Origin of the sequence: Streptomyces sp. NPDC046909, from assembly GCF_040644695.1 — a bacterium.
Lineage (GTDB): Bacteria > Actinomycetota > Actinomycetes > Streptomycetales > Streptomycetaceae > Streptomyces.
This window is the reverse complement of record NZ_JBEYXC010000002.1, coordinates 585,151-602,778: the sequence shown is the minus strand read 5'-3', so window position 1 is coordinate 602,778 and position 17,628 is coordinate 585,151. Positions and strand designations below refer to the sequence as shown.

Sequence of the window (17,628 nt, the reverse complement as noted above, 5' to 3'; positions counted from 1 at the left end):
GCGATGGGAGCCGAGGCGTCGCACCGGAAAGCGCCATCGCCTCGTGAGGGCCGTGCTGCTGCTCGGCCTGGCACTCCTCCTGGCCGTGGTCGGACTCGGTGCCGGCGCGGTGTGGTGGGGCACCAACCACTACGGCGATCAGGTCGCCCGTATCCCCGACGCCTTCCCCTCCGGCCCGCGCCCACCCGAACCCACGGCCCACGACGGGGGTACGACCTTCCTGCTGGCCGGAGTCGACAGCCGCTCCGAGCGACCGACCACCGGAAACGAAGCCACGGCACGGCTGTGGAAGTACGGCGCGCAGCGCAGCGACACCCTCATGCTGGTCCACCTGGGCGCCGACGGGCGTACCACCTGTCTGATGTCCATCCCGAGGGACAGCTGGGTCCCGATCCCCGGTCACGGCTCGGCGAAGGTCAACGCCGCATTCTCGTGGGGCGGCCCGGCCCTCCTCGTCCAGACGGTGGAGCAGCTCACCGGAGTGCGCGTAGACCACTTCGGCGTCATCGACTGGCATGGATTCAAAGCCCTCACCGACGCCGTTGGGGGCGTCCCGATCACCGTGGCCGAGGACTCGTACGACCCCGTACTGGAATGGCACTTCACGGCCGGAACACACGTCATGCACGGGGAGGAGGCACTGGCGTACGTCCGGCAGCGGCACGGTGTGCCCGGCGGCGAGCTGGACCGGATCAAGCATCAGCAGCAGTTCCTGCGCAGCTTGATGACCGAGATCCGCGGCGAGGTCAGCCTCACCGACCCGCTGGGCACCGCCCGGATGCTCGACGCCATAACCCGCACGGTGAGTGTGGACGACCGGATGTCCAACTCCGACCTGCGTGACCTGATGCTCGGACTGCGGCACCTGGACGCCTCCGACACCACGTTCACCACCGCGCCGATCGTGCGCTCGGAGATGATCCGGGGGCAGTACGCCCTGATCCTCGACATCCCGGCTCTGCGGGACCAGTGGCGTGCGATCGAGACCGGCGCAGCCAGCTGACGGACACCGCCCCCGCCACCAGCCGCAGGTCGGAGACGACCCGGCGGTCGTTGAGGTAGCCGAGGTCCAGGGCGAGCTTGTAGTGCAGCTGCAGTGCCACATACCGCTCCTCGGCTCGTCCTGCGTCGTCCAGTTCGCTGCCGCGCTCCGCCACGTACAGTGCTCCCGGTCCGATGATCCCGGGGCGTACGTCCAGCAACCGCAGCTCGTCCCGGGTGTAGTACGGCAGGAACCGTTCGACCTCCGGGCGCGGCCCGATCAGCGTCATGTCGCCGCGCAGCAGATTGACCAGCTGGGGCAGTTCGTCCAGCCGGGTCCTGCGCAGCCAGTGGCCCACGCTTGTGACCCGTGGGTCGGAGTCGCCACTGACTGCGGGTCCCGCGAGGTCGGCGCCGACGACCATCGAGCGGAACTTGAGGATGGTGAACGGGCGGAGCGCGCGGCCCGCTCGCCACTGCCGGTACACCGCGGGGCCCCGGCTGGTGGTCCGCACGAGCACGGCCAGGAGTGCCATCGGGACCAACAGTGCGGGCAGCAGCACCAGCGCGACCGCGATGTCCACGGCACGGCGCAGCGCCGTGTCCCCAAGCGGCCCAGGCAAGGACGTCATGGTCAGTACACCTCCCGCAGTACCTGGAACGGCTCGACGGCCGGCCGTCCGACCCGGCTGCCCCAGTAGGCGGCCCGTTCCCGCAGGGCGCACAGAGACCTCGGATGCGGGGGATCGCGCAGCTCGGTGTCGTAACAACGCATCGCCTCCAGCTTGTCGTCCAGCGTGCCGGTGACATCGACGTAGAGCGACGGGGTGAAGGCCTGGTCGGCCGACCAGGCCCACTCCGTGGACGACGGTGTCTCGAAGACGGCGAATCTGCGCAGTCCCGGCAGCACATAGGGACGGCAAGCCGTCCATGCGGCGCGGGCGGCGACGCCGTGATCGGTGTTCACATCACCGGGGAAGTGCGTGTAGACCACGTCCGGGCGCACCGCGTCCACCGCGGCCTCGACCCGCTGGACCACATCGATGAGAGGCAGCGCGTCCAGCCGTTGGTCCGGCAGCGACCACATCTCGATCGAGGTGAGACCGAGCACCTGAGCCGCCCGGTGCGCCGACTTGGCGAGATCCTCGGCCAGTCCGTCCCGGTACCGGCTCGACGCGCCCTCGCTGAGGACGACGGCATGCACCGAATCCCCCTCGCGGACGTGCCGGGCCAGCGTGCCCCCCACGCCCAGCAGTTCGTCGTCGGGATGCGCGGCCAGCACGAGTACGGTGCTCATCTCGCCGCCCCCTCGGGCCGCGGGCCTTCCCCCAGCACCCAGCGGGCCACCGCCGGCGGCACCGCGGCGAACCGTGCCCCGGGCCGCACACCGACCTGGCGGGACCAACGGGCCGCGGGAGCGGGCGGTCCGGCCCGGCCGCTCATCTCGGTGACCAGCACACTGCCGCCGCGGGTGGCGATCCGTACGCCGGTGGGTTCCACCGCGAGCACCTGTCCCGGCGGGCCGGCGGGCTCCTGGCCGCCGGGAGCCCGGGTACGCCACACCATCACCCGCTCGCCGTCCAGTACCCCGAATGCCCCCGGGTACGGCGAGGTCAGCGCGCGCACCCAGTCGTGCACCGCGGCCGCCGGGCGGTCCCAGTCGATGACCCCCATGCCCGGGGTACGGCGCGGCAGCACATCGCCCTCGGCGGGATTCTGCGGGCGGCGCGGAGCCGCGCCGGTGAGCAGTGCGGGAAGGTGGGCGAGGAGCATCTCGGCACCCGCTCGTGCCACCCGGTCGTACACGGTCGCGCAGGTGTCCTCGGGACCGATGGGCACCGCCCGCTGATCGACGATGTCACCGGTGTCCGCACCGGGGTCCAGCATCATCATGGTGTTGCCAGTGACGCGCTCACCCCGCAGGATCGCCCAGTTCACCGGGGCACGGCCGCGGTGGCGGGGCAGCAGGGAGGCGTGGAAACCCACGCAGCCGTACCGCGGCACGGAGAGCAGTTCCGGGCCGAGCAGCCGGGTCCAGCCGACGACCACCAGCAGATCCGGATCCAGCGCACGGACCCGCGCGCACACTGCGGAGGTGTTGAGGTCCGACTCGCGCAGGACGGGTACCCCGGTGGCGCGGGCGGCGACGGACAGTTCTGCCGCGCCCGCCAGCTTGTGCAGGTCGTCGTCAGGCGGAGTGACCACGGCCGTGAGATGGACCAGCGGCGAGCGGAGCAGGGCGGTCAGCGCCGCCTGGGCCTCGTGCACGGCGCCGATGAAGACGACACGGCCGGGCCGGTGCACGGGTGCGGAGCGAGCGGATGCCGTACTCATGGCGATTCCTTCGAGGTCGGGCCGCGATCCGGGTCAGGGCCACCAGCACCACGGCGGTGACCAGGTACGCGGCACTGGATGCCACCGCCGCTCCGACCGCCCCGAACCGGGGGATGAGCAGCAGGTCCAGGACGACGGTCACGGCGACACCGGCTCCCATCGCGCAGGAGGTGAGCCCGGGTCGGCCGACACCGAACAGATAGGCGGTGCAGACGGCCGTCGCGCCCTCGAACGCCAGACCTCCCAAAAGGATGCAGGCCGGGAGGACTGCGTCCCGGAAAGCCGGGCCGTACAACTGCGGCAGTGCGAACACGGCGGCGCCCAGCAGCGGCGGAACCAGCGCGGCGGTCAGGGCCAGGGCGCGCGGCAGCATACGGCGTACCTCCTGGCCGGCCAGCCGCGGGCCGTCCCGGGCGAACCGTGGGTAGAGCACGTAGTGCATCGCCACGGCGGGCAGCCTCATCAACTCGGCGAACTTGGAGGCGACGGCGTACACGCCGAGCACCGCGGGGGCCGACAGAGCGCCCACGACGAGGAAGTCCAGCCGGAGGTTGACCAGCAGCAACAGATTGCCCGACTGGCCGCGGGCACCGTAGAGCAGCACTTGAGCGGCGAGCGGTGCCGACGGCCGCCCCCAGTGCCGCCCGAACCCGGTGCGGGCCAGCCGGCCGAGCGAGGTGGCCGTGGCGGCCGCCCCGCCTCCGAGCAGCGCGGCGACCACCGCGCCGGTGTCGCGCAGCCCGGCCAGCAGGGCCAGCCCGAAGGCGGGGAGGAAGAGGAACTCCTCTGCGACGATGACCAGATCGGCCCCCCGCATGTCGGCTCGCCCCTGACAGCAGGCCTTGCCCCACACCGTGAGCAACTGGGTGATCACAGTGAGGGCGACCAGGGCCAGCTGCCACCGCGGAATGCCCGGGAAGAACCGGTCGAGCACCGGGACCAGGGCGAGCCACAGCAGCGCACCGGCCGTCGAACCCACGGCGGCGAGCACCGCCAAGGTGGGCCGCAGCCGGGGATCGTCGCGCAGGTCCCCGGCGAGGAAGTAGGCACTCGCCAGCGGGAGTCCGCAGCTGACCACGACACCCGTCAGCCAGGGCATGATGCGCAGCAGCGCGTACTCACCGAGCACCTCGGGTCCGTAGAGCCGGGCCACGAGCAGACCGGCGACGAAGACCACGAGCACCGCACAGCCCTGCGCCGCCAGGTTGCCGACCATGCTGCGCCGCCCCAGTTCCGGTGCCCGCCGCTCGACGGCGCCCTTCATGGCGGGTCCTTCTCCGGAGCCGACGCGAGGACGGCCGCCAACGCCAGCAGCACCCACAGGAAGCGGAAGTGCAGCACCTCGTAGTAGGCGCCCGCGACGGCGAGGGCCAGCAGCGCCGCGACCAGTCCGGCGGGCCGGGGCACCTGGGCGGTGAATCCAGCTCCGGGAGGTGCGCGCAGGGCTTGGGAGGCTCGCCAGGCGGCCGACGCCAGCAGGATCAGCAGGGCCAGCGCGCCGAGCGGCCCGCGTTCGACGAGAGCCGCGAGGTAGTCGTCGTGGGCCTCCTTGGCGTACGGGAACTGCTGGTCCTGGAAGAGCTGTTTCGTCGTACCGGGGCCCGAGCCGGTGAGCCACTGCTGGTCGTACAACTGGAGACTCTCGCGCAGCAGTGTGCCGCGCTGCTCGGTGCTGGCCCCGCTGCGCCCGACCGTGTGGACCAGCAGCGACTGGTCGGACTGCCGGGCCCGGTCCTGTACGTCGGTGAGACTCGCCGCGCTGAGCGCGCCGCCGATCGCGAGGGCGACGATCAGGACGACAGCGGTCGCGGCGGCGGGACCGCTCGCGCGATAGGCCCGGTGCGCGAAGAGGAAGACCAGCGCGACGCCCAGCTCCAGGACACCGCCGTTCGACTGACTGAGCAGCAGGGCCCAGACGAGCATCGTGTATCCGTACCAGCGCAGCACCGCGGAGCGGGGGCGCTGGGCCGCGTACACCATCAGGAGCGACACCACCCAGTACGTGGCGGCGTAGTTGGGGTCGCCCAGGGTGAACAACTTCCGGTCGCCCTCGGTCGGGGAGATCCCCTCGACCGCGGTGAGATGCAGGAACGTGGCGGTCACCAGGACCGACGCCCAGACCACGGCCGCGTACGCGAACGACGCGGTGAGCAGCCGCAGGACGCCGGGACGGCGGGCGATGTTGTACAGCGCGACGCACCAGGCCAGCAGGAGGAGTTCCTTGCCGAGGTTCATCAGCGAGGTGCTGGGGAGCGGCCCCGCCAGCCCGGCGACCGCGCCGCTCAGCAGCATCAGACCGCCTGCCAGGCAGTACGGGGCGCCGAGCCGGCGTCCGCAGGTCGCCGCCCACAGGACGCTCAGCAGGACGGTGGCAAGGGTGAGGACGTCCACCGGCGAGCTGTTGCCGGGGCCTGCCGGGCGCAGGATCGGCTGGAAGACGATCGCGGCACAAGCGGCGCTCGCCACCGTGCCCGTGAGCCCCTCGTCCCGAGCGAGGCCAGGGGCGCGCACTGCCGCGGTCACGATGGTCATGACGACTCCTCGGCCGCGGCCAGGCGGACGAACGCCCGGGTCTGTGCGTCGGCGAACCCCGGGTCGGTGGCCTCGGCGGCCACCGCGGCCAGTTCCGCCAGCACGGCGTCCCGCCCGCAGGCGAGGGGCAGACCGAGCCGGCGCAGCGCCGAGGCGAGGAAAGCGCGGACGAGACGCGGGTACCAGCCCGTGCCGTCCAGCGCGTGGGCCAGGGCCGCCCCGGGTTCCCCGGCGACCAGTCCGGGGTGACCCGGAACCCGGCGCCCGGGCCTGGTGTGCCGGTCGAGGTATTCGCAGTAGGCCACGACGAAGCGGGCGGGGTCGGCGAGGGGGCTCCCGGCCGTCCGTGCGTGCTCCCAGTCGACGACACCCGAGACCCGCCCCTCGCGCAGCAGCACGTTCCCGGCCCAGAAGTCGCCGTGCACGGCGGTCGTGGGAGCGGTGTACCGCCGCAGTCGACGGCGCAGGGTGTCCAGTTCCCGCCGGGCACGGTGGTTGTCCGGGCGGTGGTCCAGGACCTGAGCCACCCGGGGCCCGAGGTCCAGCGGGACGGTGTCGCCCTCGGTGCCCGACTGGAAGTCGGCGAGCCATGCCGCCGCCGCGCCGAAGTCGCCGTACACCGGTTCCCGACGGGTGTGGTGGCCCGGCCGGTGGTACGCGACCAGCATCGGCACCCCGAGCAGGGCCGTGGTCGCCAGCGCCGGCAGATCCGCGTGCCTCAGCAGTCCCACGACGGTGGGCACGGTCTGCCGGAGCCGGCCCAGGGGCAGCGCGGTGACGGCCCGCAGCCGTTCGGCCTCCCGGACCACGGCGGCCGCGCCGACGGGCCCGACCGGGATCTTCACCGCCAGAGCGGGCCGGTCCGAGCCGGTCGGGAACATCAGCAGGATGATACGGGCGGCAGGGTCGTGACTGTGCTCCAGCAGGACCAAGGGGCCAGCCCCGGCGAGCAGTTGCTCCACGGTGCCGTCGACGCGGGTTCCGTCCGGCAGTTGCTCGGCGCCCCGGTCCGTCACGACCGCCGCATCCCGCGTGGGTATCGTCAGCCCCGGCATACAGCGTCGCACCGCCGGCACGGTCAGCGCGGCCCGCGCGGCCGGGTAGAGCCAGGTCGGGAGCGGCGGCGGCACGGCCAGGAGCGACTCGCGCACATAGGACAGCACCGCCGGCCGGTCCTCGGCCACCACGAGCGGATGCCGTCGGGACGGCAGCGCCAGATACCGTCGCCCCGGGGGGAGCAGTTCGTGCCGGAGCCGGTCCCGTGCCGCGGCCGTCATGACAGCACCGCGAACGGTCGTAGCCGGGCGACCGGCCGGGCCAGGCCGTTGCCGGACAGGATGGCCATCGCCGCGTCGACGCCGACGTCGTCCAGCTGGGGCACACTGCGCGGTGTGAGCCGGTCGTAGGTGAAGCGCAGGGTGTGCCGGTGCCGGGGGTCCGGTCCGCTGCGGCCGCTGCGCTCGAACGCCCCGATGATGCTGCCCGTTCCATGGCACGCGGTGTAGAGGCTGCGGTGCGCCTGTGCCGCCGGGACGCACAGGAACGACGAGGTGCGGTTAGTGCCGGGCACCAAGAGCGGCTGACCGGTGCGGGCGAAGGCGGGATGCTCCGGCATCAGCTCCGCCGGCCACGCCCGGGCCGCGTTGTGCCGGTGCAAGAACGCGGGCTCACCGTCGACGAGTTCCTCATAGACGGAGTTGTGCGGGGAATCCACCACCAGCCGCAGCGAGGCGCCGAACGCCACCCGGGCGACGCTGCGCAGCGTGGCGTACGTGGCCAGCCGATAGGCGAAGCCGTAGTTCATGGCGAGCCGTTGGGCGAGCAGCACCCGTCGGCCCTCGTCGCCCTCGACGGACAACGGAGGGCAGCCGTGCCGGAAATAGGCCGCGTACCGCTGCCGGGCCACGGCCGGACTGCCCGCGCCCAGCAGGTGCGACAGCGGTTTCTGTACCGCCATCTCGGCGCGCAGCAACCGGGACGCCGCCAGCCGCCGCGCGTACAGCTCGCCGAGCTGGCCGGTCAGCACACCGCCGCCGTTGTGGAACTGAAGGGTCACCTGGCCCTCGCGCACCCCGAGGAGATCGGCGATGCCGGGGTCCAGCACCTCCTCGACCTCCTGCAACTCCAGGAAATGGGTGCTGGGACCGATGCCGCCGAACCGCAGCCGAGCCAACTGCACGCACAGCCACGGCAGTTCACGGCGGGCGCGGCGGGCGCCGCCGTACTCCTCGACGGGGAGGTGACCGAACTCCTCGATCCGCTCCAGGTCCGCGGCGTCGAGGCCGAACCGTTCCGCGGCGAACCCGGCCCCTTCGACGGCGGCTCGCAGCACCTCGGCGCGGGAGAGCTCGAACTTCCAGCGCGGCGGGTCCGGGTACCGCCGACGGACCCGGCCGTAGAAGTCCTCGACGGCGGCGGGGGAGGGGCGGGGCACGTCCAGCACGGCGAGTGCCATGCCGCAGTTCAGTGCCGCGTCGGTGAGAGCGGGCCGGATCGCGCCCCGGGTGGCCACCGCGATGCTGGACGGCATCTCCGACTTGCCCTTGTGGCAGAAGTCCGGCAGCACCACAGGCGGCGCGGCCAGATCCACCGCCTCGGTGCCCCGGCGGACTCTGGCCAGCAGCGTCGGGTCGGCCGGGGCCTCGGCGCTGTCGAACACGGTGAGACCGGCACCGGATTGATCCACGGGACCGAGGTGCGTTCCGTTGATGATGTCGACGCGCACGGGAACTCCTCGGATCAGATGGGTTCGGGGTGGTAGGCGGCGGCCAGTTCCTCGCCCAGCGCCTTGCCGCTGAAGCCGTCGCCGATCAGGGATCTGGCCTCGGCTGCGAGCCGGTCCGCCTCCCGCGGATGGTCCAGCAGATGACCGACCGCGCGGGCGAGCAGGTCGGGCCGCTGCGGGGGCACGAGCAGACCGGTCCGGCCCGGTACCACCACGTCCGGTACCGAGTTGACGGCCGTGGCCACGACCGGGATCCCGCAGGCCATCGCCTCGACGACGGCGACCGGGAGCCCCTCGTACCGGCTCGGCAGGGCGAACACATCGAAGGCCGGGAGCAGATCGGGTACGTCGGAGCGCTCCCCGGCGAGGATCACCGGCGCCCGCTCGCTGGTGATCAACTCCCGTACGGACCGGGTCAGTTCGCCCCCACCGATCCACACGCCGGTGACATCGGACCGGCCCAGCGCGATGAGTGCGCGGACGAAGGCCTCGGGATTCTTCTGGTAGGCGAGCCGTCCGACGGCTCCCACCACATGGCCCCGCCCGGCCAGGCCGAGCGCGTCGCGGGCCCGGATCCGGGCGGCGGGCGTCCTGGCCGGTGCGTCGAGTTCTACCGGGACACCGATGGTGCGGACCCGCTCCGGCGGCACCAGGCCCCTGCGCACGACCTCGACAGACACGGCCGAGCCCACACACAGCGCCACGTCGGTGAGACGCCCGACCCGCCGCTCGATCCCGATGTACGCGCCGCGCCGGGCGGCCGATTGGAACTCGTGGTACGGCAGCCCGTGGAACGTGTGGACGACACGCTGCACCCCGGTCCGGTGGGCCGCCAACCGCCCCAGTATTCCCGCCTTGGCGCTGTGCGTGTGCACGACGTCGAACTCCCGCCGCGCGAACAGCCGGGTCAGCCGGCGCAGTGCGAGCAGGTCGTCGACGGGTGCGATCGGCGAGCGCAGGGCCGGCTCGACGACCACCTCGATGCCGGACTCGGCGGCGAGGCGGAGCAGCCGGTCGCCCTGGCCCGTGACGATCGTTGTGCGGTACGCGGCCGGATCCAGCGCTTGGGCACCGCGCAGGGCGACGATGCCGGCCCCGGCCTCGAACCGGGTGATGACGGTGGCCACCCGCAGTCTGTTCATGGCGTCGCCTCCACCTGCCGCGGGGCCTCGGCGGCGAGGCGGTACAGCGCGTCGAGCCCCTCCTCCGACCGGTCGCCGAGCGTCAGTTCGAGCGTCGGAAGCCGCCGGGCGATCTCCAGGGCCGTGGCAGTGATCGGAGGGTGGGCGGGCCCTCGCCCCGTCCCCAGAGCGAGGGCCGCCGAGAAGGACCAGTAACGGCGCAGTTCCCCGGCCAGGTAGGTGCCGGTGACCAGGGACCGTGCCGCCTGGACGGGGTCCAGGGGACGCACCGCCGGTCGGCCCGAGCCGGTCCTGCGCAGGACCACGAGCCGGTCCGGGCGCAGGGTGTCCACGCGCCCAGGCAGCGGACGCTCGGTGCGCCCGTAGGACATGCGCCGGCCGCCGCCGTCCCGGATGCGCATCGGCTCGACCAGGCCGTGGACAGCGCGGCCGTCGGTGACGCACAGGTTGTCGGAGCAGGCGTGCCCGCCGGCCGTGACGGCACCCAGCACCAGCGTCGACCGGCCGGTCCCGCCCGGCCCGGCCAGCAGGGGGACCGCCGAGCCGACGGTGACCGCACTTGCGTGCACCGGCACCCGGCCCCGGCAGCCGGCCCACCACAGCGCCGGGTACTGGAGCAGCGTCGCTCGTGCCAGCAGGTGGAAGCGGGACCGCAGCAGCCGCGCGGCGAGGCGCTCTCTGGCCGGAGGGTGCCATCGGGCCTCCACCCGCAGTTGCCGGGCATCGGCCGTCAGTCTCAGGTCGAAGCCGCTGCCGCAGGCGTTGCCCAGGACCACCGCGCCGTCCCGGGTGTATCCGCCGCGGGTGAGCGGCGTCCACCCGCGCACATCGAACGGGCCGTGCCGCGGCTGCACTTCGACATGCACGTCGGTGCTGTCCGGGCCGCCCGGTCGCCATGCCCCGGCCCCGCCTTCGACGAGCAACCGGGACAGCTGGGTCGATGGGCAGTCCAGCAGGAGGCGTTCCCCAGCCTGGATCAGGTGAGCGTGCATCAGTCGAGCTCCGATCGCTTCGCCCTGCGCTCCTTGCGCCGGTCGGGATCGCCCAGGACGCCGATGACCTGCCACCCGGTCGTGGCCACGAGGTTGAGCACCCTGCGCAGCTCGGTGTGCGACGGGAGGTCGGGTTCCACCGCGACCAGGGCGTGGTGGGCGCCGTCGGAGACGTCGTCCACCTGGTGCAGCGCGCGCACCCGGACGGCGACGGCGGGCCGGGACGCCGTTCGGCCGTCCGTGAGGGCCGTCGCCTCACGGATGCGCGAGGTGGTCAGGGTGCGGATGAGCCCGGAGCGCTCCTGCCCGCCGTTGCCGTCGGGCATCGGCCCCATGGAGTGTGCTCCGCTGGGGCGACCGTCCCGGAGCACCGCTTCCGCCTTGGCGACGGGGGCGACGGACAGGTCGAGGCCCGCTTCGAGTTCCGCCGCGAGGGCGCTCATGCGCTGCTCACCGGCCGGTCCTGTCAGCACCACAGTCCCGGCTCTGGTGCGGGTGACGGCACGGCGGAGTGCGACGACCGTCTCGGTGTCGAACGAGGGCCGTGCGCCGACATCGGCCTTGTGGTCGGACCGGTCGGCCGCGCGGAGCCGGCCCAGTACGGGGGCGTCGAGTTCGCGGGCGAACGCGCCGGGCCCCGCCACATGCGGCCTGAGCACCTCGAGCAGTGTCACCAGGAGCAGTCCGGCGACGAGCCCACCCATCCCGGCCAGTGCCAGGTCGGTGCCGCTCAGCGGCGCCACGGAGACCGCGTCGCTGGCGGGGGAGAGGAGCGAGGCCGTCCGGTCGCCGAGGCCGGCCGCCTGCGCCGCGCGCAGTGAGGCCTGGACATCGAGTATCTGCTGGTCGAGGGAGCTCAGTTCGGCGGTGAGCCGTCCGGACTCCGCGGCGTCCTTGGCACCCGGCAGTTCACCGGCGACTCGCACCCGCTCGTCGTGGAGGGTGCCCTCACGGTCCGTCAGCTGTGTGACCAGCAGGTTTCCTGTGCCGTTGAAGAAGGCCACGAGTTCCTCGGACACCGCGCCGGCGAGCTTCTCCGCCGTTCTGGGGTCGGCGTCGGTGACCTTGACGGTGAACACCGAAGAGCCGCCCAGCCGGGCGACCCTGGTCTCCTTGGCCACCTGAGCCGGGGTGCGATCGGTGACCTTCGACTCCTTGAGGGCCGTCGACACGACGGAACTGCTGGTGGCGACGGCCTTCACACGGCTCAGCATGGCGTTGGCCTGGACATCCGTCGCGGGCAGCGTGGCGGAGGCCTGGACGCGCGCCTTGGAGACGTACGCCCGTCCGTCACGGAGTTCGAGAGCGCCCACGACGAGCATCGGCAGGACGACGAACAGCACGAGCAGCCGCCAGTGTCCACCGACGGTGCGGCGCAGAGCTTCGTTGAATTCCATCGCACATCCTCAGTAGGCTCGAAAAAAGGCTTTTGTTCTGATTCGCGAAACCGTCCGGTGCACACGGGAGACATGTCGATGCTCGATCTCCACGCCCGGCGGAGGTGGCGCCCCCGGCTTTGCGCGCTGCTCCTCGCCGGTCTGCTGCCGGCGGCGACGCTCTCCTGTCAGGAGACCTCCTCGCCGGGCGAGCCCAGCGGTACCGCGCTCGCGGGCGGCTTCCTCTCGGTCGCTCTCAACACCACGGACCCGGCCACCGCGCGGTACGGCTACTCGCTGGCCGACGTCACGCCCGAGCAGGTCTCGAAGATCGGCACCGGGCAGCGTGCCCTGGTGTGGCTCGGCGGGTACGACAAGAAGCGCTGCGTCTGGAACTGGAGCGACACCGAGGTCAGGGAGCGCTTCGAGCGGTACGGCCTGGCGCGCTCGCCCCGGGTCGCCGGCTACTTCGTGGCGGACGAGCCCAACACCGACCTCAACTGCCCCCTGGCCGCCGCGGACGTGCGCGACCGGGCGGCGCTCGTACGGGCCCTCGACCCGGACACCGAGCGCTTCACGGTCGTCAACGTCGACCGGCCCGAGCACTTCGCGGCGTTCCGCGGCGCGACGGACGTGATGAGTGTCAACGTGTACCCGTGTCTGGTCGGCGAGGCGTGCGACTGGTCGAAGATCCCCCGCACCCTCGACCGGCTGCGTGAGGTCGGTGTCACCAGGTACATGGGGATGCTCCAGGCGTTCTCCTTCGAGCAGTGGCGCTGGCCCACGGCCGATGAGCTCTCCGGCATGATCGCCCAGTGGCAGCGCTCCGACTGGGTGGGCCAGCTGACCTTCTCCTGGGAGTACCGGGGCGGAGAACTGGCCGACCACCCGGAGCTGCTCCGGGTGTTGAAGAGGCTGAACGACGCACCGCACGAGCTTTTTCCACTTCCCTAGCTCGGCCCCCGTACGTTTACAGCGTATATATACACTTTTATCCCCCTTGTGGATGGTGTCAAGAGCGGTGCTGGTTGACCCGGACGGGCTGCAGGGTCATGATGTACGTATACAGCGTAAATATACGGCTTCCTCCTCCGCGGGGATCGAGGCGCCGACGGCGCAGCTGCCGTCGCCGTCGGCGCCGGGCCCGCAGCAAGGCACAGGTCCCGTCATGACCACCACCCGCATCCTGGTCACCGGCGGAGCCGGATTCGTCGGCTCCCACTACGTCCGCGCGTTGCTCGGTCCGGACGGCCCGCCGGGTGTAGCGGTGACCGTCCTGGACCGGCAGGAGATGCAGGCGGCGGGGCGGTTCACCTCCGTCCGGGGCGACATCTGCGACGCGGAACTCGTCGGCAAGCTCGTCTCCGAGCACGACCAGGTGGTGCACTTCGCCGCACAGTCGCCCGTCCGGCCCTGTGGACCGGACGCCGACGGATTCCTCCGTACGAACGTCATGGGCACGCACACCCTGCTGGCCGCGGCCCTCCGGGACGGCCTGCGCACCTTCGTCCACATCTCCACCGACGAGGTCTACGGATCGATCCGGGCCGGCTCGTGCCCCGAGACCGATCCGCTGCGCCCCAACTCGCCGTACGCCGCCTCGAAGGCCGCGGCCGACCTGATCGCCCTCGCCCATCACCGCACCCACGGCCTGGACGTACGGGTTGTCCGCTGCTCCGCCACCTATGGACCTCAGCAGTCCCCCGAGGCAGTCGTGCCGATGTCCATCGCCTGTCTGCTGAAGGGCAGACCGGTGCGGCTGCGCGGCCAAGGCCTGAACGTCCGCGACTGGATCCACATCGACGACCATGTCCGAGGCGTTGAACTCGTCCGCACCCACGGCCGCCCGGGCGAGGTGTACAACATCGGTGGCGGCAACGAACTGTCCGACCGTGAACTGACCGGCCTGCTGCTGCGCGAGTGCGGCGCGTACTGGCACATGGTGGAGTCCGTCGAAGCCTCCGAGGACCAGGACAGCCGCTGCTCGGCCGACTTTACGAAGATCCGCACAGAACTCGGCTACGCACCGGACAAGGACCTGGCGACCGGACTCGCGGAGACCGTCGCCTGGTACCGCACACATCGCTCCTGGTGGGAACCGCTGCTGCAGCGGTCCGAGCAGGGGGCGGCGTGACGGGGAGCGACTTCGGTCATGAACGCGCCCATCGAGGACTACGCCCTCCTCAGCGACCTGGAGACCGCCGCCATGGTAGGCACCACCGGCCGCGTCGACTGGCTGTGCCTGCCCCGCTTCGACTCACCCGCCTGTCTGGCCGCCCTGCTGGGGACGCGGGACAACGGCTACTGGCGGGTGTCCCCCGTGGCCCGCGGCCCCTGCACCCGCCGCCGGTACGAGCCGGACACGCTGGTCCTCGTATCGGAGTGGGAGACCGGGGCCGGGACGGTGCGGGTGACGGACTTCATGCCGCCGCGCACCCAACTGCCGTGCCTGGTACGGCTGGTGGAGGGGGTCTCGGGTGCCGTGCCGATGCGCAGCGAGCTGCGGCTGCGGTTTCACCACGGCCGGGTGCAGCCGTGGGTGCGGGTGAGCGACGGCTGCACGGTCGCGGTCGCCGGGCCCGACGCCGTGTGGCTCAACGCCGACGGCCCGGTGCGGGCCGGGCACGGCCAGGACGCCACCGTGCTGGACTTCACCGTCGCGGCCGGACGGAAGGTGGCCCTCACCCTCGTGTGGGCGCCCTCCCATCTGCCCCAACCGCCCGCCCCGCTGTTCGTCCCCGCGGAGACCGTGCTGAAGGAGACCGCCGACTTCTGGCGGCAGTGGAGCGGGCAGTGCCGTTACGAGGGGCCGTGGCGGGACGCCGTGGTGCGGTCCCTCATCACCCTCAAGGCGCTCACCTACGCGCCCACCGGCGGCATCGTCGCCGCCCCGACGACCTCGCTGCCCGGCTGCCTCGGCGGCGAGCGCAACTGGGACCACCGGTACTGCTGGCTGCGCGACTCCACCCTCGCCCTGTCCTGTCTGCTGCGCAGCGGCTACCGCGAGGAGGCGACGGCCTGGCTCGACTGGCTGGTCCGCGCCATCGCGGGCGACCCGGCCGCCCTGCAGACCGTGTACGGGGTCGGCGGCCAGCGGCTGCTCCCGGAGACCGAGGCGCCCTGGCTGCCCGGCTACGCGGGATCCCGGCCGGTCCGCTTCGGGAACGCCGCCGTGAACCAGTTCCAGCTCGATGTGTACGGCGAGGTCCTGGACACCCTCCATCTCTCGCTCCGGGCGGGCATTCCCCTGCCGGCCCATCTGTGGGACCTGGTGGAGGCGATGATGGGGCACCTCCAGGCGCACTGGCGGGAACCGGACCAGGGCCTGTGGCAGGTCCGCGGCCCCGCACGCCAGTTCGTCCACTCCAAGGTCATGGTCTGGGTGGCCGCCGACCGCGCCCTGCGCATGGGCCGCCTCCTCGGCAGGAACGGCGCCTCGGGACAGTGGCGGGCGCTGCGCGACGAGGTGCACCGGCAGGTGTGCCGCGAGGGCTGGGACCCGCGCCTGCGCTCCTTCGTGCAGTCCTACGGCTCTCCGGCCCTGGACGCCTCGGCGCTGCTCATCCCGCGGCTCGGCTTCCTGCCCGCCGGGGACGCGCGGGTGCGGGCCACGGTCGGTGCCATGAGCGGCCTCGACCAGGGCGGGTTCATCCGCCGGTACGCGCCCGACGGCCCCGGCGCGCACGGCGTGGACGGACTGCGGGGCGACGAGGGCGCGTTCCTCGCCTGCTCCCTCTGGTACGCCGACGCACTCGCCGCGACCGGCCGGAGGCGGGAGGCCCGGGAGGCCTTCGAGCGCGTCCTCGCCGTCCGCAACGACGTCGGTCTGCTCTCCGAGCAGTGGGACCCGGCCGCAGGACGCCAACTCGGCAACGCTCCCCAGGCGTTCAGCCACATCGCCCTGGTCGAGACGGCCTACGCCCTCACGGCTCCCCGGCCCTCCGCTCCCCTCACCGCTTCCCGTTTGAATGCCGCGCCGACCCCGCGTACCCCTGCGGGTTGAGCTGCTGGAACCGCCAGGAGTCCCGGCACATGTCGGCCAGGTCCCTGGTGGGCCGCCAGCCCCAGGCGCGGTCCACGGCCGACGCGTCGGCGACGAGGTCGGCCACGTCACCGGGCCGCCGGGCCACGATCTCGTACGGCACCTCCCGGCCGGCCGCCTCCGTGTACGCGGCGACCACGTCCAGGACCGAACTGCCCCTGCCCACACCCAGGTTGTACACATGCATGCCGGGTGCGTCGGCGAGGTGGTCGAGCGCCACGCGGTGGGCCTCGACGGTGTCCATGACGTGCAGATAATCGCGGACCGCCGTGCCGTCGTGCGTGGGATAGTCACCGCCGAACACCCGCAGCAGCTCCCGTCGGCCGGCCGCCACCTGGGCGACGTACGGCATCAGGTTGTCCGGCTCGCCCCGGGGGTCCTCGCCGAGCAGTCCGCTGGGGTGGGCGCCGGCCGGGTTGAAGTACCTCAGGCTCAGCACGGTGTACTCGGGGCGCCGGTCGCAGAGGTCGGCGAGGATCTGTTCGCAGAGCCACTTCGAGAGGGCGTACGGATTGGTCGGGCGGGCCGGCGCGGACTCGTCGAGCGGGCCGGGACCGGCGTCGCCGTAGATCGCGCACGAGGACGAGAAGAGGAGCCGGTGCACACCGTGCTCCTGCATGGTCCGCAGCAGGGCGGTCGTGCCGCCGACATTGGTGTCGTAGTACTCGGCGGGCATCCGTGTCGAGGCGCCGACGGCCTTGCGCGCGGCGAAGTGCACCACCGCGTCCACGGCGTGCCGGTCGAAGACGGCCGACAGCGCCCGCCGGTCGCGCACATCCAGTTCGTAGACGGCGCCCACAAACCGCCCGGCGATCCGTTCCACCCGGGTCAGGACCTGCGGGGTGCTGTTGGAGTAGTCGTCGACCACGATCACCTCGTAGCCGTGGTCGAGCAGCTCGACGCAGGCGTGACTGCCGATGAAACCGGCTCCGCCGGTCACGAGCACGGTCGACGGTGGGCTCATGAGCCCGGTTCCTTCACTCCATGACGCCGTACGTTTACGACGTATATGTCCCACTTTCCGCTCATTGCCCCCGAGCGTCAAGCGCTGCCGGCGCAACCTGCCGCGCACTCATAGCGTGCGGACGTGAGGGAGGGCCCGCGCGCGTGTCGGGTGTGTCGCTGCGGCACTATCGAACCGTTCGTGCACCCGCCACCTCGGGAGGCCACCATGCCCCGCTCCGAAGCCCGCGTCGCCACCGACCGCCCCGCCCGCTACGCCAAGCAGCTCGCCTCCCACCTCGGCCGCCGCTCCACGACCACCTGGGACGAGGACACCGGCGAGGGCGGCATCGTGTTCCAGGGCGGCACCGGCACCCTCACCGCCGTCGAGGGTGCGCTGCTGCTCGTCGTGGAGGCGGGTGATGCCGAGGTGCTGGCCGTGCTGGAGGACGTGGTGGGACGGCACCTGGTCCGCTTCGGGACGAAGGACGAGCTGGTCGTCGAGTGGAAGCGGGACACCGGTGAGCCGGGCACGAGCCAGCGCAAGGCCGAAGAAAGCTGA

At 72.3% G+C, this 17,628-nt stretch carries 16 protein-coding genes; 5 read left to right on the top strand and 11 right to left on the bottom strand.

What is annotated here, in order from left to right:
* Window positions 1-43 precede the first annotated feature (43 nt).
* Window positions 44-1,003 carry an LCP family protein gene (locus tag ABZ928_RS07005; protein ID WP_361515573.1) on the top strand — a complete coding sequence of 320 codons (960 nt, stop codon included), beginning with the start codon at window positions 44-46 and terminating at the stop codon, window positions 1,001-1,003.
* On the opposite strand, the gene ABZ928_RS07000 is transcribed toward ABZ928_RS07005, so the two are convergent.
* From ABZ928_RS07000 to ABZ928_RS06955, 10 genes are read right to left on the bottom strand one after another with little or no spacing between them, the layout of a single operon-like run.
* Window positions 888-1,613 (bottom strand): sugar transferase, encoded by a 726-nt coding sequence (locus ABZ928_RS07000; RefSeq protein ID WP_361515571.1) that lies wholly within the window; start codon window positions 1,611-1,613, stop codon window positions 888-890. The two genes, ABZ928_RS07005 and ABZ928_RS07000, sit on opposite strands and share 116 nt — an antisense overlap.
* A 2-nt stretch (window positions 1,614-1,615) precedes the next feature.
* Window positions 1,616-2,278, bottom strand: coding sequence for a PIG-L deacetylase family protein (locus tag ABZ928_RS06995; protein ID WP_361515569.1), 663 nt, complete (start codon window positions 2,276-2,278; stop codon window positions 1,616-1,618).
* Window positions 2,275-3,249, bottom strand: a complete 975-nt coding sequence (locus tag ABZ928_RS06990) for a methionyl-tRNA formyltransferase (protein WP_361515567.1) — start codon at window positions 3,247-3,249, stop codon at window positions 2,275-2,277. The genes ABZ928_RS06995 and ABZ928_RS06990 overlap by 4 nt, the downstream gene beginning before the upstream one ends.
* Window positions 3,170-4,579, bottom strand: a complete 1,410-nt coding sequence (locus tag ABZ928_RS06985; RefSeq protein ID WP_361515566.1) for a polysaccharide biosynthesis C-terminal domain-containing protein — start codon at window positions 4,577-4,579, stop codon at window positions 3,170-3,172. The genes ABZ928_RS06990 and ABZ928_RS06985 overlap by 80 nt, the downstream gene beginning before the upstream one ends.
* A complete protein-coding gene (locus ABZ928_RS06980; RefSeq protein WP_361515564.1) occupies window positions 4,576-5,847 on the bottom strand; it encodes an O-antigen ligase family protein in 1,272 nt (423 codons plus the stop codon). The genes ABZ928_RS06985 and ABZ928_RS06980 overlap by 4 nt, the downstream gene beginning before the upstream one ends.
* Window positions 5,844-7,124 (bottom strand): phosphotransferase, encoded by a 1,281-nt coding sequence (locus tag ABZ928_RS06975; protein WP_361515562.1) that lies wholly within the window; start codon window positions 7,122-7,124, stop codon window positions 5,844-5,846. Before ABZ928_RS06975 ends, ABZ928_RS06980 begins: the two co-directional genes overlap by 4 nt.
* Window positions 7,121-8,572: an RtcB family protein gene (locus ABZ928_RS06970; protein ID WP_361515560.1), complete on the bottom strand. Its 1,452-nt coding sequence runs from the start codon at window positions 8,570-8,572 to the stop codon at window positions 7,121-7,123. Before ABZ928_RS06970 ends, ABZ928_RS06975 begins: the two co-directional genes overlap by 4 nt.
* A gap of 14 nt (window positions 8,573-8,586) precedes the next feature.
* Complete coding sequence (locus ABZ928_RS06965; protein ID WP_361515558.1) at window positions 8,587-9,714, bottom strand: glycosyltransferase; 1,128 nt, start codon at window positions 9,712-9,714, stop codon at window positions 8,587-8,589.
* Window positions 9,711-10,706 (bottom strand): hypothetical protein, encoded by a 996-nt coding sequence (locus tag ABZ928_RS06960; RefSeq protein WP_361515556.1) that lies wholly within the window; start codon window positions 10,704-10,706, stop codon window positions 9,711-9,713. Before ABZ928_RS06960 ends, ABZ928_RS06965 begins: the two co-directional genes overlap by 4 nt.
* Window positions 10,706-12,103 carry a hypothetical protein gene (locus ABZ928_RS06955; RefSeq protein ID WP_361515554.1) on the bottom strand — a complete coding sequence of 466 codons (1,398 nt, stop codon included), beginning with the start codon at window positions 12,101-12,103 and terminating at the stop codon, window positions 10,706-10,708. Before ABZ928_RS06955 ends, ABZ928_RS06960 begins: the two co-directional genes overlap by 1 nt.
* Before the next feature lie 78 nt (window positions 12,104-12,181).
* Here ABZ928_RS06955 and ABZ928_RS06950 point away from each other — a divergent pair, with 78 nt between their 5' ends.
* The 3 genes from ABZ928_RS06950 to ABZ928_RS06940 all read left to right on the top strand — a co-directional run bounded on the left by ABZ928_RS06950 (window position 12,182) and on the right by ABZ928_RS06940 (window position 16,085).
* Complete coding sequence (locus ABZ928_RS06950) at window positions 12,182-13,036, top strand: hypothetical protein (protein ID WP_361515552.1); 855 nt, start codon at window positions 12,182-12,184, stop codon at window positions 13,034-13,036.
* 214 nt (window positions 13,037-13,250) lie between these two features.
* The gene (locus tag ABZ928_RS06945; RefSeq protein WP_361515550.1) at window positions 13,251-14,216 is read left to right on the top strand and encodes an NAD-dependent epimerase/dehydratase family protein; all 966 of its coding nucleotides are present in this window, start codon (window positions 13,251-13,253) and stop codon (window positions 14,214-14,216) included.
* An 18-nt stretch (window positions 14,217-14,234) separates the two neighbouring features.
* Window positions 14,235-16,085 carry a glycoside hydrolase family 15 protein gene (locus ABZ928_RS06940; protein WP_361515548.1) on the top strand — a complete coding sequence of 617 codons (1,851 nt, stop codon included), beginning with the start codon at window positions 14,235-14,237 and terminating at the stop codon, window positions 16,083-16,085.
* Here the strand turns inward: ABZ928_RS06940 and galE are convergent.
* Complete coding sequence (galE, locus tag ABZ928_RS06935; RefSeq protein ID WP_361515546.1) at window positions 16,033-17,088, bottom strand: UDP-glucose 4-epimerase GalE; 1,056 nt, start codon at window positions 17,086-17,088, stop codon at window positions 16,033-16,035. The genes ABZ928_RS06940 and galE overlap by 53 nt on opposite strands.
* A 207-nt stretch (window positions 17,089-17,295) precedes the next feature.
* Between galE and ABZ928_RS06930 the strand changes: the two genes are divergently transcribed.
* Window positions 17,296-17,628 carry a DUF2218 domain-containing protein gene (locus tag ABZ928_RS06930; protein ID WP_361515544.1) on the top strand — a complete coding sequence of 111 codons (333 nt, stop codon included), beginning with the start codon at window positions 17,296-17,298 and terminating at the stop codon, window positions 17,626-17,628.

What these genes read in the sequence shown, in the direction of transcription:
- ABZ928_RS07000 (WP_361515571.1), bottom strand. Translation starts at nt 1,613, where the DNA reads ATGACGTCCTTGCCTGGGCCGCTTGGGGACACGGCGCTGCGCCGTGCC.
- ABZ928_RS06995 (WP_361515569.1), bottom strand. Translation starts at nt 2,278, where the DNA reads ATGAGCACCGTACTCGTGCTGGCCGCGCATCCCGACGACGAACTGCTG.
- ABZ928_RS06985 (WP_361515566.1), bottom strand. Translation starts at nt 4,579, where the DNA reads ATGAAGGGCGCCGTCGAGCGGCGGGCACCGGAACTGGGGCGGCGCAGC.
- ABZ928_RS06980 (WP_361515564.1), bottom strand. Translation starts at nt 5,847, where the DNA reads ATGACCATCGTGACCGCGGCAGTGCGCGCCCCTGGCCTCGCTCGGGAC.
- ABZ928_RS06975 (WP_361515562.1), bottom strand. Translation starts at nt 7,124, where the DNA reads ATGACGGCCGCGGCACGGGACCGGCTCCGGCACGAACTGCTCCCCCCG.
- ABZ928_RS06965 (WP_361515558.1), bottom strand. Translation starts at nt 9,714, where the DNA reads ATGAACAGACTGCGGGTGGCCACCGTCATCACCCGGTTCGAGGCCGGG.
- ABZ928_RS06960 (WP_361515556.1), bottom strand. Translation starts at nt 10,706, where the DNA reads ATGCACGCTCACCTGATCCAGGCTGGGGAACGCCTCCTGCTGGACTGC.
- ABZ928_RS06955 (WP_361515554.1), bottom strand. Translation starts at nt 12,103, where the DNA reads ATGGAATTCAACGAAGCTCTGCGCCGCACCGTCGGTGGACACTGGCGG.
- ABZ928_RS06950 (WP_361515552.1), top strand. Translation starts at nt 12,182, where the DNA reads ATGCTCGATCTCCACGCCCGGCGGAGGTGGCGCCCCCGGCTTTGCGCG.
- ABZ928_RS06945 (WP_361515550.1), top strand. Translation starts at nt 13,251, where the DNA reads ATGACCACCACCCGCATCCTGGTCACCGGCGGAGCCGGATTCGTCGGC.
- ABZ928_RS06940 (WP_361515548.1), top strand. Translation starts at nt 14,235, where the DNA reads ATGAACGCGCCCATCGAGGACTACGCCCTCCTCAGCGACCTGGAGACC.
- galE (WP_361515546.1), bottom strand. Translation starts at nt 17,088, where the DNA reads ATGAGCCCACCGTCGACCGTGCTCGTGACCGGCGGAGCCGGTTTCATC.
- ABZ928_RS06930 (WP_361515544.1), top strand. Translation starts at nt 17,296, where the DNA reads ATGCCCCGCTCCGAAGCCCGCGTCGCCACCGACCGCCCCGCCCGCTAC.